The sequence below is a fragment of the Micromonospora antibiotica genome, assembly GCF_017599305.1.
Taxonomy (GTDB): Bacteria; Actinomycetota; Actinomycetes; order Mycobacteriales; family Micromonosporaceae; genus Micromonospora; species Micromonospora antibiotica.
In genome coordinates this window covers 25,297-38,718 of record NZ_JAGFWR010000027.1, presented here as the reverse complement: position 1 = coordinate 38,718, position 13,422 = coordinate 25,297, and the positions used below count along the sequence as shown (strand labels likewise).

Below are 13,422 nucleotides of genomic sequence, written 5' to 3'. Positions count from 1 at the left end.
TCTCATCTACCTGATGGGACACCCTTCGAGGGATCGGCGCTCTTCTCTATCCTGGCGGCCATGGTCAGCAGTAGCTCACGTGCCCGCGCCGCCGCCACCGCCGCCGTTCTGCTCGTCGCGGTGGCCGGATGCGCACCCCAGGAAGTGACCCCCACCCCCGACGCCGTCCCCACGGCGGCCACCTGCGCCAAGGACAGCCTGAAGACCCGGACGCCGGGCAAGCTCACCGTCGCCACCGACGAACCCGCGTACGAACCATGGTTCAAGGGCAACAAACCGGACACCGGCGAGGGCTTCGAGGCCGCCGTCGCGTACGCGGTGGCGGAGAAGCTCGGCTACGCCCGGGGGGACGTCACCTGGACCCGGGTCAAGTTCGACACCGCCATCGCCCCCGGCCCGAAGACCTTCGACTTCGACATCAACCAGTTCTCCATCACCGAGGAGCGCAAGCAGGCGGTCGACTTCTCCGCCCCGTACTACCTGGTGCGGCAGACGGTCATCGCGCTCAAGTCCTCGAAGATCGCCGGGAAGAAGTCGGTGGCGGACCTCAAGAACGCCAAGCTCGGCGCCCAGGTGGGCACCACCAGCTACCAGGCGATCACCGCGCTGATCAAGCCGACGGTGAAGCCGCAGGTCTACAACAGCAACGACGACGCCAAGAAGGCCCTGCAGAACGGTCAGCTCGACGGTCTGGTGGTCGACCTGCCGACCGCGTTCTATATCACCGGGTCGGAGCTGCCCGAAGCCACCATCGTCGGCCAACTGCCGCAGGTGGGTGCGCCGGAGGCGTTCGGGCTGCTGCTGGACAAGGACTCCCCGATCACCCTGTGCGTCAGCAAGACCGTCGGTGAGCTCTCCGGGGACGGCACGCTCAAGCAACTGGAGCAGAAGTGGCTCGCCCAGGTGGCGGGGGCGACCGAACTCCAGTGAGCCGGGTGTCACCACACCACGACAGCCCGGCCTCGCCCCGGCGACACGTCGCGTCGACGGCGCAGCGGCAGCGGGCCGCGTACCGGCGTCGGCAGACGACCCGCAGCGTGCTGGTCGCCGCCGCCTCCACGGCGGTGCTCGGCACGCTGCTGGTCGTCGCGGTCACCGGCGCGCCCGGCTGGGACCGGGTCCGCCGCTCGTTCCTGGACCCGCAGATCGCCCGGGACGCCCTGCCGGACGTGCTCGCCGGGCTGTGGCTCAACGTCCGGCTGCTGGCCTGCTGCGCCGTCGGGGCGCTGCTGCTCGGCCTGCTGATCGCGCTGCTGCGGACCCTGCGCGGGCCGGTCTTCTTCCCGGTCCGTGCGCTCGCCGCGGGCTACACGTACACCTTCCGGGGTCTGCCGCTGATCATCGTGCTGTACGTGCTCACCCTCGGCGTGCCCGGCCTGCGGTTGCAGGGGATGCCCCCGGTGCTGGTGCTCGGCGGGCTGGCGCTGGTGCTCACCTACGGCGGCTACCTGGCGGAGGTGTTCCGGGCCGGCATCGAGTCGATCCACCCGAGCCAGCTCGCGGCGGCCCGCTCGCTGGGCCTGACCTACCGGCAGACCATGCGGCACGTGGTGCTGCCGCAGGCCGTCCGACGGGTCGCGCCGCCGCTGCTCAACGACGTGGTGGCGTTGCAGAAGGACGTCGGCCTGGTCTCCCTGGCCGGCCCGATCGACGCCGTCCGGGCGGCCCAGATCGCCACCGCGCAGACCTTCAACTACACCCCCTACATCCTGGCCGGGGTGCTGTTCGTGCTGCTCGCCATCCCGCTGATCGCGGTCACCGACTGGGTGACGCTGCGCTCGGCCCGACGCCAGTCCGGAGGCTGAGATGCCCGTGCTGACCTGCCGGGGGCTGCGCAAGGAGTTCGGCGGTCAGGTGGTCCTCGACGGGCTCGACCTGACCGTCGAGGACCACCAGGTGGTCGCCCTGATCGGCGCGTCCGGGTCGGGCAAGTCGACCCTGCTGCGCTGCGTCAACCTGCTGGAGGAGCTGGACGACGGGACCATCGAGCTGGACGGCGTGGAGATCTCCGACCCCCGGGTCGACCCCGACCGGGTCCGCCGGCGCATCGGCATGGTCTTCCAGTCGTACAACCTGTTTCCGCACCTGAGCGTGCTGGACAACGTCACCCTCGCGCCGCGCCGGGTGCACCGGCGGGAGCGGGCCGAGGCCGAGGCGCAGGCCCGGGAACTGCTCGACCGGGTGGGCCTGGGTGGGAAGGCCGACGCCTACCCGGACCGGCTCTCCGGCGGCCAGCAGCAGCGGGTGGCGATCGTCCGGGCGCTGGCCAACTCGCCCCGGCTGATGCTGCTCGACGAGGTCACCTCGGCGCTCGACCCGGAGCTGGTCGGGGAGGTGCTGGCGATGATCCGGGACCTGAAGTCCGCCGGGATGACCATGGTGCTGGCCACCCACGAGATGGGCTTCGCCCGGGAGGTCGCCGACCGGGTCTGTTTCCTCGACGCCGGCCGGGTGGTCGAGGCCGGGCCACCCGCCCAGGTGCTCGGCGAGCCGACCCACCCAAGGACCCGCCAGTTCCTCAAGCGGATCATCGACGCCGGCCGCCTGTAAGGAAGGGCCCCCTTACCAGCGCATCCCGTACAGGAAGGGGCTCTTCCCGACCTGCGCGACAGCGGGACCCGGGATCAGCCGAGGGTGCGGTCCAGGAACGCCCGTACTGCGGCGTGGAACTCGGCCGGTCGATGGATGTGCGGGGCGTGTCCCGCGTCGATGGTGAGCAACTCACCGGCGGGCAGCCGGGCGGCCATCCTGGCGAGTTGGTCCTGCGGCAGATGGCTGGTCGGCCCACCCGCAACGACCAGCGTCGCCGCAGTGAGCTGCGCCAGCCGGTCCCACCACGCCGGGTCGGGATCGTTCAGCTCTGCGACCACCGTCTCCCGCACCGCCCAGTCGAAGGGCTGCGGCTCGGCGGGTCGGGGCGGGAGACGGAAGCCGAGCGGGACGGGCGGTGGCGGCTCGGTCAGGACCAGGGCGGCCACCCGGTCTGGGTACGCATGAGCGAACTGGTAGGCCAGCACCGCGCCGAGCGAGTGGCCGACCAGGGTCACCCGGGTCAGCGCCAGCGCATCCAGCAGCGCACGGACGTCATCGCGCAGGGCAGTCAGGGCGTACCGGCCGGTGTGATCGGTGCTGCCGTAGCCGGGCAGGTCCGGGGCGTACAGCCGAGCCGTGTCGCCCAGCGCGGCGGCCAGACCCGCCCAGATGAGACCGTCCGTGGAGCCGCCATGCAGTGCGACCAACGGTCGTCCGGCCGGCGGGCCCCAGCTGCGGTACGCCATCCGTAGGCCCGGCAACTTCGCGAACTCGATCTTCCCCATGCCTCAGTCAATCATGGCGATAGATTCCTCGTCGGCCGGCCAGGGTGCTGCCCCGGGTGCCAGAGCTGACGCACCGCAGGTGAGGAAGGGACCCTTCCCTACACCTGGCGGGGCGGGTGGTCAGTGGGCGAAGCCGACGCGGTGGCCGTTGGCGGTGGTGACGTCGCGGATCGCCAGGGCGGCGTCGAGGGCGGCGACGGTGGCCGACCAGCCCTTGTCCTCGGCGGAACCGGGCAGCCCGGCCCGGTCCCGGGCCTGGTCGAGGGTCTCCACGGTCAGCACCCCGTGCGCCACCGGCTTGCCCTCGTCCAGGGCGACCCGGGTCAGCCCGTCGGTCACCGACCGGCAGACGTAGTCGAAGTGGGCGGTCGCACCGCGCACCACCACGCCCAGGGCCACCACCACGTCGCAACGCCGGGCCAGGGCCTGCGCCACCACCGGCAGCTCCACCGAGCCGGCCACCCGGGCCGTCACCACCCGCGCCCCGCACGCCTGCGCGGCGGCCACCGCCCGGTCGAGCATGTGGTCGGTCAGCTCGCCGTGCCAACGCGCGGCCACCACCCCGACCGTCAACCCGGTGGCGTCCACCGGGGTCACTCCCGGTTCACCGAAACCCGCCATGGTCATGCTCCGATCTCGTCGCCGGGGACCGGCCGGCCCATCGGGGCCTCGGTCACCTCGTCCAGCTCGTCCAACAGGTGGCCCATCCGGTCCCGCTTGGTCCGCATGTAGCGGACGTTCTCCGGGTGCGGTCGGACCGGCAGCCCCTCCCGACCGGTGACGGTCAGCCCGTACCCCTCCAGGCCGGCCCGCTTGGCCGGGTTGTTGGTGAGCAGCCGCATCGACCGCACGCCCAGGTCGTAGAGGATCTGCGCGCCGGTGCCGTAGTCCCGGGCGTCGGCGGGCAACCCCAGGTCGAGGTTCGCGTCCACGGTGTCGCGGCCCTGGTCCTGGAGCTGGTACGCCTGGAGTTTGTGCAGCAGGCCGATGCCCCGCCCCTCGTGGCCGCGCACGTAGAGCACCACGCCCCGCCCCTCCCGGGCGACCCGGGCCAGTGACGCCTGCAACTGCGGCCCGCAGTCGCAGCGCAGCGACCCGAAGACGTCCCCGGTGAGACACTCGGAGTGCACCCGGACCAGCACGTCGTCGCCCTCGCCCAACTCGCCGAAGACCAGCGCGACGTGTTCGGCCGGGTCGTGTTCGGCCCGGTAGCCCAGCGCCCGGAACACCCCGTACGGGGTGGGCATCCGGGCCTCGGCGACCTGCTCGACCTGCTTCTCGTGCCGCCGCCGGTAGGCGACCAGGTCGGCGATGGTGACCAGGGTGAGCGAGTGCTCGACGCAGAACTTCTCCAGATCCGGCAGCCGCATCATGGTGCCGTCGTCGTTGACCAGCTCGCAGAGCACCCCGGCCGGCCGCAACCCGGCCAGCCGGGTCAGGTCGACCGCCGCCTCGGTGTGCCCGGGTCGGCGCAGCACCCCGCCCGCGCGGGCCCGCAGCGGCACCACGTGGCCGGGGCGGGCCAGATCCGTCGGGTCGGTGCCGGGGTCGGCGAGCAGCCGGATGGTGTGCGCCCGGTCGGCTGCGGAGATGCCGGTGCTGACCCCCTCCCGGGCGTCCACGGTCACCGTGTACGCGGTGCCGCGCCGGTCCTGGTTGGTGTGGTGCATCGGCGGCAGGTCCAACCGGTCGCACTCCGCCTCGGTCAGTGGTACGCAGACGTAACCGGAGGTCCAGCGGACCATGAAGGCGAGCAGCTCCGGGGTGGCCAGCTCGGCGGCGAAGATCAGGTCGCCCTCGTTCTCCCGGTCCTCGTCGTCGACCACCACGACGGGCCGGCCGGCGGCGATGTCGGCCACCGCCTCCTCGATGCGGGCAAAGGTGACACCGTGCGTGCTCATGCCACGACCTCCGAGTAGGTGGGCGGGATCGGCGCGGACGCCGTACGGGCGGCCCGCGAGGTGCGCCACCAGGCGGCGAAGCCCCAGCCGCAGAGTGCGCCGTAGACCAGGTACATCGCCGCCGAGGGATAGAACCCGCCGCGCAGCAGCAGCGGTACGCCGACCGCGTCCACGGCGATCCAGACCAGCCAGAACTCCACCCAGCCCCGGGCCATCCCGTAGGTGGCCAGCAGGCTGCCGGTGAGGATCCAGGCGTCCGGCAACGGCCCCCAGGAGCCGAGCGCGGCCAGCAGCGGATAGCCCAGCGCGGTGCCGACGACGGCGGCGAGCAGCAGGCCCAGCCGTTCCCGGCCGGTGGCCCAGCGGGGGGTGACCGCCGGGGCGTCCCCACCCTGGCGGCGGTTGCTCGACCAGCGCCACCAGCCGTAGACGCTGACCGCGAAGAAGAAGACCTGCCGGCCGGCCTGACCGTAGAGGTCGTGCGCCTGCGGGGTGGCGAACACGCCGCCGAGGAAGACCGTGAACAGCAACCCGTTGCCGATCATGCCGACCGGCCAGGCCCAGACCAGCCGGCGCAACCCGAGCAGCGCCGAGACCAGCCCGAAGGCGTTGCCGACGATCTCCCGGACGAGCACCGGGGAACCGACGACCTGCACCTGGGCGTCGAGCAGCCAACCTATCGGCCCGGTCACCGCGCACCCCCGCCGACCGGCGGGAGCACCGGGCCACCGGCGTTGCCGGCCACCGGCCCGTGGGGACCTGCGGACGGCGGTGCGCCGTCGCCGGGCAGGCGGGTGCCGAGGAGACGTTCGACGTACTTGGCCAACACGTCCACCTCCAGGTTGACCGGGGCGCCGACGCCCCGACCGCCGAGCGTGGTGAGCTTGAGGGTGGTGGGGATCAGCCCGACGGTGAACCAGTCGTCGCCCACCGCCGCCACGGTCAGCGACACCCCGTCGACGGTGATCGAGCCCTTCTCCACCACGTACCGGGCCAGGGCGGCGGGGAGCCGGAACCGCAGGGTCTCCCACTGCGCGGCCGGCTCCCGGGAGAGCACCTCGCCGACCCCGTCGACGTGGCCCTGCACCAGGTGCCCGCCGAGCCGACTGTTCAGCGCGGCGGCCCGCTCCAGGTTGACGGGGTCACCGGGGTGCAGCCCGCCGAGCGCCGAGCGGCGCAGGGTCTCGCCCATCACGTCGGCGGTGAACACCCCGCCGTCGACGTCGACCACGGTCAGGCAGACCCCGTTGACCGCGATGGAGTCGCCGTGCCGGGCGTCGGAGGTGACCAGCGGACCGCGGATCGCGACCAGCGCCGAGTCACCCCCCGTGTCGGCGATCCGGACGACCTCGCCCAACTCCTCGACGATGCCGGTGAACATGTCAGGCCTCCCTCTTCCGGGGCAGCGCGGTGATCCGCAGGTCGGATCCGACCCGGGTAACGTCGGTGAGTTCCAGATCGATGGCGTCGGCGATGGTCGTCACACCGGCGTCGATCAATGCGGCGGGGCCACCCCCGAGCAGCTTCGGCGCGACGTAACCGACGACCCGGTCGACCAGGCCGGCGGCGAGGAACGCCCCGGCCAGCCGGGGGCCGCCCTCCAGCAGCGCGGCGCGTACCCCCCGGTGGTGCAGTTCGGCCAGCAGGGCCGGCAGGTCGACCCGGCCGTCCGGGCCGGCCCCGACCTCCGCGACCGTGGCGATCCAGGTGCGGGCGGCACCGTCGCGGACCCGGGCGTCGGCCGGGGTACGCCCCGCGCTGTCCACCACCACCCGCAGCGGCTGCCGGATGGCCAGGGTGCCGTCGCGCAGGTTGCGGGCGGTCAGCCGGGGATCGTCGGTGAGCACGGTGCCGACCCCGGCGATCACCGCGTCCACGGTGCCGCGCAGCGCGTGCACGTCCATCCGGGCGGCCTCGGAGGTGATCCACATGCTGCTGCCGTCGACCGCCGCCGACCGGCCGTCGAGGGTGGCGGCGTACTTCCAGATGAGGTACGGCCAGCCGCGCCGCATCGAGGTCAGCCAGGCGACGTTGCCGGCCTCGGCCTCGTCGGCGCGTACCCCGAACTCGACCCGCACCCCGGCGGCGCGCAGGGTGGCGGCGCCACCCGAGGCGACCGGGTTGGGGTCGGGCACGGCGACGACGACCCGGGCGATGCCGGCGCGGATCAGCGCGTGACTGCACGGGCCGGTGCGACCGGTGTGGTCGCAGGGTTCCAGGGTGACCACCGCGGTGCCGCCCCGGGCCCGCTCACCGGCCTGGGCGAGCGCGACGATCTCGGCGTGCGGCCCGCCGGTGTAGGCGTGGAAGCCCTCCCCGACGACCGTGCCGTCCGCGTCGAGCAGCACACAGCCGACGACCGGGTTGGGGCTGGTGGTGCCGAGGCCCCGGGCACCCAGCTCGATGGCACGACGCATCGCCTCGTCCACGGAGACGCCGCCCATGCCCTGCCCTCTCCCTCGCCGGTCCGCGCGCGGGCGGTACGGGAGGAACGGGCAGGCGGCGGCGGAACCGGGAACGGCAGGGCCGCCCCCGGGGGAGCCCACGCGCGGCCGGATGACGCCCGCGCAGGCCCGCCCCGCCCGCGCGCTGTCTCCCATCCGGACTGTCGGGGGTGCGGACGGACCGCTCCCCCACCGTCGGCCCCGGATTCTCACCAGGTCCACCGGGCGGCACAGCCGTCCGGGTCGCGGGCTTACCACTGTTACGTGGATCACCGCCGGTTCGGAATTTCACCGAGCCCCGCCAGCGCGTGGTGGGTACATGCGAAGTCTTACACGTCACCCCGGGAGGTCCGCCACCTCCAGCGTGCTACTTCACACCCCGTCGGCGCGGCGGCGGTCCACCGCGACGTATGACCCCGGTTGGCTCTTGGCGACCGTTTTCATCTCACTGGCCACGGCGATCGCGTCCAGGGGGTCGGTGAAGCGTTTGCGGGCGTCCGAGAGCGAAACGCCGATCGACAGCGTGACCAGGGCGGCCCGCCGGATGTTGCCCCGACGGTCCTTCAGCTCGACGAAGCCGCGCTCCCGGTCCGTCGGGTCGTAGAGGGTGTCGGCGGACTTCTCGAAGTCGACCACGGCCCGGGAGGTCAGCGGGCGGATCTGCTCGGGGGCGCAGACGATCACGAAGTCGTCGCCGCCGACGTGACCGAGGAAGGCCGGCGGCAGCCCGATCGCCACCACCGCCCGGTGCAGGCTGCGGGCCAGCGCGGAGATGAACTCGTCGCCCCGGACGAAGCCGTACCGGTCGTTGACGCTCTTGAACCGGTCGATGTCGATGTAGCCGACGGCGTAGTCGACGCCGCTGCGGACCCGGTCGCTGATCTCCCGGCGGATGCGGCTGTTGCCGGGCAGGCCGGTCAGCGGGGAGACCTCGCGGAACTCCTTGTTGCGGCGCAGCGTGGAACTGACCCGGGCCACCAGCTCGGCGGTGTCGAACGGCTTGACCAGGTAGTCGTCGGCGCCGGCGCTGAGCCCGTGCACCTTGTCCACGGTCATGCCCTTGGCGGTCAGCATGATCACCGGCAGCGCCGAGGTGATCGGGTTCGCGCGCAGCCGGCGGGTCAGTTCCAGGCCGTCGATGCGCGGCATCATCAGGTCCACCACGGCCAGGTCCGGCTTGTGCTGCTCGATCATGTCGAGCGCCTCCTGGCCGTCCCCGGCATGCAGCACCTCGAAGCCGTGCAGCCGCAGGTTGAACTCGACGAAGCGGGCGATGTCCTCGTCGTCGTCGACGACCAGGATCACGTCGGGACGGTCGCCTGCGGGTTCCACCTCAGGCCCCGGGGGCAGCGCGCTCCGCGAGCCCGCGCAGGCGGCGGACCGCCTCGGCCGGGTCGGCCGCCCCGTACACGGCGGTGCCGGCCACGAAGGCGTCCGCGCCGGCCGCCGCGGCCTGCTCGATGGTGTCGGCGGCGATCCCGCCGTCGACCTCGATGCGCAGCTCCAGGTGGCCACTGTCGACGTGCCGCCGGGCCACCCGCACCTTGTCGAGCAGCTGCGGGATGAACCGTTGCCCGCCGAAACCGGCCTTGATCGTCATGATCAGCAGGGTGTCGAAGCTGGGCAGCAGGTCGAGGTACGGCTCGATCGGGGTGTCCCGGTCGATGGCCAACCCGGCCTTGGCCCCGGCCGAGCGCAGGTCCTTGGCCAGGGCCACCGGGTCGTCGCACGCCTCGGCGTGGAAGGTGACGTTGTACGCCCCGGCGTCGGCGTACCCGGGGGCCCACCGCCGCGGGTCGGTGATCATGAGGTGCACGTCGAAGGGGAGCCGGGTCACCGCCCGCAGGCTCTGCACCACGGGCAGGCCGATGGTCAGGTTGGGCACGAAGTGGTTGTCCATCACGTCGACGTGCAGCCAGTCCGCGGCGTCCTCGACGGCGCGGACTTCATCGGCGAGGCGGGCGAAATCGGCGGCGAGGATGCTGGGCGCGATGATCGACGGCGGTACGGTCACAGGGCAAGTGTACGAACGCGGCCATCCGCCGCGGACAGCACGGCACCATGAGCGACGCCCTGTGATCCAGGCGTGACCCACGGTGCAGCATCGGCTCCCGTCGGCGGGAGTACGGGACGAATGGCCGGTGGCGACTGGCCGAACGGCACCGAAATGACGACACTCCATCAGGGATGGTCACGTATGCTGCTCGCCCGTCGACGGGTGACGCCACATGGGGCACGGCGACGGACCGTCATGGCGCGGGAAGGGCGAAGGATGCGACGGTGGATCGTGGCGGTGGCGCTGGCCGGCGCGGTGACGGTGGCGCTCAGCGGCTGCGTGTCGCAGCACAGCGCCGACGGCGACCTGCTCGACGACTGGCCGGTGCTCCCGGTGGCCCAGTCGTTCGTGCCCGCCACCGACGCCTGCCTGCCCCGGATCACCCCCGTCGTGCAGGCCGGCACCTACGAGACGGTGGACTGTGCGCGCAGCCACCTGGCCGAGGCCGTCCACGTCGGTACCTTCACCGGCGCGGTGACCCGGGGTGAGCGGCCCGAGCCGGGCTCCGCCGCGCTGCGTCCCGCCCGCACCGAGTGCGACCAGCGGGCCCGGGCCGTGCTCGGCGGTGACTGGCACTCGGCCCGGCTCACGATGAACATCGCGCTGCCGTCCAACTCGGCGTGGAACAGTGGGGCCCGCTGGTTCCGGTGCGACCTCAGCGAGACCGACAGCATCGACAACACCCGGCCGGTCAACCGGGTCGGCAGCCTGCGCGGGGCGATGGTCGGTGACAACCCGCTCAGCCACCGCTGCTTCGATCCCAAGCTGATCGGCAACAACCTCAACTACATGGCCCCGGTGCTGTGCTCCGAGCCGCACCGCGCCGAGTTCGTCGGCGTCTACCTGGAACGCAGCGACCTGAGCTGGGCCGATTTCAGTCGCGCCAACCAGCGGGTGCACCGGCGGTGCATGGCGTTGATCGCCGGTTTCGCCGAGGTCCCCAACAACAGCGAGTTGCCGTACCGGGCCGGGTCGATCTTCTATCCGCCGTCGCAGCGTGAGTGGGAGGAGGGCGACCGCGGCATCCGCTGCTTCCTCTGGAGCGACGACCGCAAACTGACCCGCTCGATGCGCGGCGCCGGCCCCAAAGGCCTCCCCATCACCTAACCCCACCCCGCCCTCCCCGCCCCCACCCGAGTTGATCAAGAGGTTTACGTCAGGATCGCGCTGGCGGGTGACGTAAACCTCTTGATCACCGAGGTCAGGCGGGGGTGGGGTTTGGGGTTTCGGGGTGGGGTTAGTTGCGGCGGAGGACGGCCAGGAACATGGCGTCGGTGCCGTGGCGGTGAGGCCAGAGTTGGACGGTGGGGCCGTCGCCCAGGCCGGGCATGCCGGACGGGAGCAGGGTACGGGCGTCCACGAAGTCCGCCGGCACCCCGGCGCGACGGGCGGCCTCGGTGACCGTCACGTGCGTCTCCACGGTGTGCGGGGAACAGGTCACGTAGGCGACCAGACCACCCGGGCGGGTCGCCCGCAGCGCGGCGGCGAGCAGCTCCCGCTGCAACCGGGTCAACGGAGGCAGGTCCGACGGCTGCCGCCGCCAGCGCGACTCCGGCCGACGACGCAGCGAACCCAACCCGGTGCACGGGGCGTCGACCAGCACCCGGTCGAAGTGCCCCTCCGGCAGTTTCGGGTCCGCCCCGACGGTGCGCCCGTCGGTGTGCAGCACGTTCACCGGCAACCCCCGGGTGGCCTGTTCGACCAGCCGGGCCCGGTGCTCGGACACCTCGACCGCGGTCACCCGGGCACCCCGCTGCGCGGCGAGCGCACCGAGCAGCCCGGCCTTGCCGCCGGGGCCGGCGCACAGGTCCAGCCAGCGCCCGTCGGGGCCGTCCAGCGGGCCCGCCGCCAGCGCGTTCGCCACCAACTGGGAACCCTCGTCCTGCACGTGGGCCCGACCGTCGGCCAGCGCCGGCAGGTCACCGGGGGCCCCACCGGCCAGGTAGACCGCGTACGGGGAGAACGCGCCCGGAGCGCCGCCGACCTCGTCGGCCAGCTCGACCGGGTCGGCCCGGCCGGGACGGGCACACAGGTGCACCGGCGGGCGCTCGTTGTCCTCGATCAGCAGCCGGGTGACCTCACCCAGGTCACCGTCGAGGGCGTCGGCGAAGGCCCGCACGATCCACTGCGGGTGGCTGTAGGTCACGGCCAGGTGGCCGATCGGGTCGGCCGTCGGGGACGGGGCGAGCTTGGTCACCCAGGCGTCGAGGTCCTGGCCGGCCACCTCGCGCAGCACCGCGTTGGCGAACCCGGTGGCGCCCTCCCCCACGGTGCGGACCAGGTCGACCGTGGACGACACGGCGGCGTGCGCCGGCACCCGGGTGTGCAGCAGCTGGTAGGCGCCGAGCCGCAGCGCGTCACGCACCGGCGGGTCGATCCGCTCGACGTCCCGGCCGGCCGCGGCGGTGAGGATGGTGTCCAGGGTGCCGAGCTGACGCAGCGTGCCGTAGGTCAGCTCGGTGGCGAAGGCGGCGTCCCGACCGGTCAGTCCCTGCTCGCGCAGGATCACCGGCAACACCAGGTTGGCGTACGCGTCGTCGCGGTGCACCGCCGCGACCGCCTGGTACGCCGCGTACCGGGGCAGGTCCACGGCCGGGCGGACCGGTCGGCCCGGCCGCCCGCCCCGCGTGTCGTCGCGGCCACCCCGGCCGCCGGTGCGGGCGGGGCGGTCCCCCCGGAAGCCGCCACCCGGCCGATCAGGTCGCCGGTCGTCGCCGCGTTGCTCACGTCGCCCGCCGTCGACAGGGCGCCCGGGTCGTTGCGTCGGCCCGGTCACGCGAGTTCCTCCCCGGCACCGGCCCGCACGCCGCGCGCCCAGTCGGCCGCCGGCATGGCCCGCTTGCCGGCTGCGCGCACCTCACCGAGTTGAACGGGTACGGTCGCCGTGCCGGCCAGCACGCGGGACTTCTCCACCAGCAGTTCTCCAGGCTTCAGTTCGGGGCCGTTGCCGACCGGGGTGACCGGGCCGAGCTTGACCCGCTCGCCCCGGAAGGTCGTCCACGGGCCGGGGGCCGGGGTGCAGGCGCGGATCCGACGGTCCACCGCGAAGGCGGGGTCGGTCCAGCGCACCCGGGCGTCGTCCACGGTCAGTTTCGGGGCCAGCGACACCCCGTCGGCGGGCTGCGGTTCGGCCCGGGCGGTGCCCGCCTCGATCGCGTCCAGGACGGCCACCAGCAGCCCGGCGCCGGAGTGGGCGAGCCGCTCCAGCAGGTCGCCGGAGGTGTCGGTGGGGCGGATCTCGTCGGTGAGGGTGCCGTAGACCGGGCCGGTGTCCAGCCCCTGCTCCAGCTGGAAGACGCTGGCCCCGGTCAGCTCGTCGCCGTGCAGCACCGCGTGCTGCACGGGTGCCGCGCCCCGCCACGCGGGCAGCAGCGAGAAGTGCAGGTTGATCCAGCCGGACCGGGGGATCTCCAGCGCCGCCGGGGGCACCAGCGCGCCGTACGCGACGACCGGCACGCAGTCGGGTGCCAGCGCGCCGAGCCGGTCGAGGAACTCGGGCTCCCGGGGCCGGGCGGGGGTGAGCACCTCGACGCCGTGCTCGTCGGCCCAGGCGCCGACGGGTGAGCGGAGCACCCCCCGGCCCCGTCCGGCGGGGGCGTCGGGGCGGGTCACCACGGCCACCAGGTCGTGCCCGGAGGCGTGCACGGCGGCCAGGGCGGGGACGGCGACCGCCGGGGTGCCGGCGAAGATCAGACGCATCGGCG

Annotated in this window: 14 protein-coding genes and 1 riboswitch; of the genes, 4 read left to right on the top strand and 10 right to left on the bottom strand. The window is 73.2% G+C overall.

All coding sequences use genetic code 11. The annotated features are described in order from the left end of the window. Nucleotides 1–60 precede the first annotated feature (60 nt). The 3 genes from JQN83_RS28160 to JQN83_RS28150 are packed head-to-tail and all read left to right on the top strand — an operon-like array spanning nt 61 to nt 2,550. On the top strand, nt 61–930 hold the full coding sequence (locus tag JQN83_RS28160) for an ABC transporter substrate-binding protein (RefSeq protein ID WP_208570179.1): 870 nt from the start codon (nt 61–63) through the stop codon (nt 928–930). Between the two features lie 5 nt (nt 931–935). Then, the gene (locus tag JQN83_RS28155; RefSeq protein ID WP_208570178.1) at nt 936–1,805 is read left to right on the top strand and encodes an amino acid ABC transporter permease; all 870 of its coding nucleotides are present in this window, start codon (nt 936–938) and stop codon (nt 1,803–1,805) included. Nucleotide 1,806: 1 nt separating this feature from the next. After that, nucleotides 1,807–2,550 (top strand): amino acid ABC transporter ATP-binding protein, encoded by a 744-nt coding sequence (locus JQN83_RS28150; RefSeq protein WP_244253373.1) that lies wholly within the window; start codon nt 1,807–1,809, stop codon nt 2,548–2,550. Nucleotides 2,551–2,624: 74 nt separating this feature from the next. On the opposite strand, the gene JQN83_RS28145 is transcribed toward JQN83_RS28150, so the two are convergent. The 8 genes from JQN83_RS28145 to rpe form a co-directional block, all read right to left on the bottom strand. Next, nucleotides 2,625–3,317, bottom strand: a complete 693-nt coding sequence (locus JQN83_RS28145; RefSeq protein ID WP_208570177.1) for an alpha/beta fold hydrolase — start codon at nt 3,315–3,317, stop codon at nt 2,625–2,627. Nucleotides 3,318–3,437: 120 nt separating this feature from the next. Then, nucleotides 3,438–3,938 carry a 6,7-dimethyl-8-ribityllumazine synthase gene (ribH, locus tag JQN83_RS28140; RefSeq protein WP_208570217.1) on the bottom strand — a complete coding sequence of 167 codons (501 nt, stop codon included), beginning with the start codon at nt 3,936–3,938 and terminating at the stop codon, nt 3,438–3,440. Nucleotides 3,939–3,940: 2 nt separating this feature from the next. Then, nucleotides 3,941–5,218 (bottom strand): bifunctional 3,4-dihydroxy-2-butanone-4-phosphate synthase/GTP cyclohydrolase II, encoded by a 1,278-nt coding sequence (locus JQN83_RS28135; RefSeq protein WP_208570176.1) that lies wholly within the window; start codon nt 5,216–5,218, stop codon nt 3,941–3,943. Next, nucleotides 5,215–5,910, bottom strand: a complete 696-nt coding sequence (gene pnuC / locus JQN83_RS28130) for a nicotinamide riboside transporter PnuC (RefSeq protein ID WP_208570175.1) — start codon at nt 5,908–5,910, stop codon at nt 5,215–5,217. The genes JQN83_RS28135 and pnuC overlap by 4 nt, the downstream gene beginning before the upstream one ends. Next, a complete protein-coding gene (locus JQN83_RS28125) occupies nt 5,907–6,599 on the bottom strand; it encodes a riboflavin synthase (protein ID WP_244253372.1) in 693 nt (230 codons plus the stop codon). The genes pnuC and JQN83_RS28125 overlap by 4 nt, the downstream gene beginning before the upstream one ends. 1 nt (nt 6,600) lies before the next feature. After that, nucleotides 6,601–7,662, bottom strand: a complete 1,062-nt coding sequence (ribD, locus tag JQN83_RS28120) for a bifunctional diaminohydroxyphosphoribosylaminopyrimidine deaminase/5-amino-6-(5-phosphoribosylamino)uracil reductase RibD (RefSeq protein ID WP_208570174.1) — start codon at nt 7,660–7,662, stop codon at nt 6,601–6,603. A 140-nt stretch (nt 7,663–7,802) separates the two neighbouring features. Then, nucleotides 7,803–7,972: riboswitch (FMN riboswitch) on the bottom strand. Between the two features lie 62 nt (nt 7,973–8,034). Next, nucleotides 8,035–9,012, bottom strand: coding sequence for a GGDEF domain-containing response regulator (locus tag JQN83_RS28115; RefSeq protein WP_208570216.1), 978 nt, complete (start codon nt 9,010–9,012; stop codon nt 8,035–8,037). Continuing rightward, on the bottom strand, nt 8,996–9,676 hold the full coding sequence (rpe, locus tag JQN83_RS28110; protein WP_208570173.1) for a ribulose-phosphate 3-epimerase: 681 nt from the start codon (nt 9,674–9,676) through the stop codon (nt 8,996–8,998). The genes JQN83_RS28115 and rpe overlap by 17 nt, the downstream gene beginning before the upstream one ends. A 258-nt stretch (nt 9,677–9,934) precedes the next feature. On the opposite strand from rpe, the gene JQN83_RS28105 reads away from it, so the two are divergent. Next, nucleotides 9,935–10,825 (top strand): septum formation family protein, encoded by an 891-nt coding sequence (locus tag JQN83_RS28105; protein ID WP_208570172.1) that lies wholly within the window; start codon nt 9,935–9,937, stop codon nt 10,823–10,825. Between the two features lie 130 nt (nt 10,826–10,955). Here JQN83_RS28105 and JQN83_RS28100 read toward each other — a convergent pair whose 3' ends face one another. Further along, complete coding sequence (locus JQN83_RS28100; protein WP_208570171.1) at nt 10,956–12,494, bottom strand: RsmB/NOP family class I SAM-dependent RNA methyltransferase; 1,539 nt, start codon at nt 12,492–12,494, stop codon at nt 10,956–10,958. Beyond that, complete coding sequence (gene fmt / locus JQN83_RS28095) at nt 12,491–13,417, bottom strand: methionyl-tRNA formyltransferase (protein ID WP_208570170.1); 927 nt, start codon at nt 13,415–13,417, stop codon at nt 12,491–12,493. Before fmt ends, JQN83_RS28100 begins: the two co-directional genes overlap by 4 nt. Nucleotides 13,418–13,422: the final 5 nt, after the last annotated feature.

What these genes read in the sequence shown, in the direction of transcription:
- JQN83_RS28160 (WP_208570179.1), top strand. Translation starts at nt 61, where the DNA reads ATGGTCAGCAGTAGCTCACGTGCCCGCGCCGCCGCCACCGCCGCCGTT.
- JQN83_RS28150 (WP_244253373.1), top strand. Translation starts at nt 1,807, where the DNA reads ATGCCCGTGCTGACCTGCCGGGGGCTGCGCAAGGAGTTCGGCGGTCAG.
- JQN83_RS28145 (WP_208570177.1), bottom strand. Translation starts at nt 3,317, where the DNA reads ATGGGGAAGATCGAGTTCGCGAAGTTGCCGGGCCTACGGATGGCGTAC.
- ribH (WP_208570217.1), bottom strand. Translation starts at nt 3,938, where the DNA reads ATGGCGGGTTTCGGTGAACCGGGAGTGACCCCGGTGGACGCCACCGGG.
- JQN83_RS28135 (WP_208570176.1), bottom strand. Translation starts at nt 5,218, where the DNA reads ATGAGCACGCACGGTGTCACCTTTGCCCGCATCGAGGAGGCGGTGGCC.
- JQN83_RS28125 (WP_244253372.1), bottom strand. Translation starts at nt 6,599, where the DNA reads ATGTTCACCGGCATCGTCGAGGAGTTGGGCGAGGTCGTCCGGATCGCC.
- ribD (WP_208570174.1), bottom strand. Translation starts at nt 7,662, where the DNA reads ATGGGCGGCGTCTCCGTGGACGAGGCGATGCGTCGTGCCATCGAGCTG.
- JQN83_RS28105 (WP_208570172.1), top strand. Translation starts at nt 9,935, where the DNA reads ATGCGACGGTGGATCGTGGCGGTGGCGCTGGCCGGCGCGGTGACGGTG.
- fmt (WP_208570170.1), bottom strand. Translation starts at nt 13,417, where the DNA reads ATGCGTCTGATCTTCGCCGGCACCCCGGCGGTCGCCGTCCCCGCCCTG.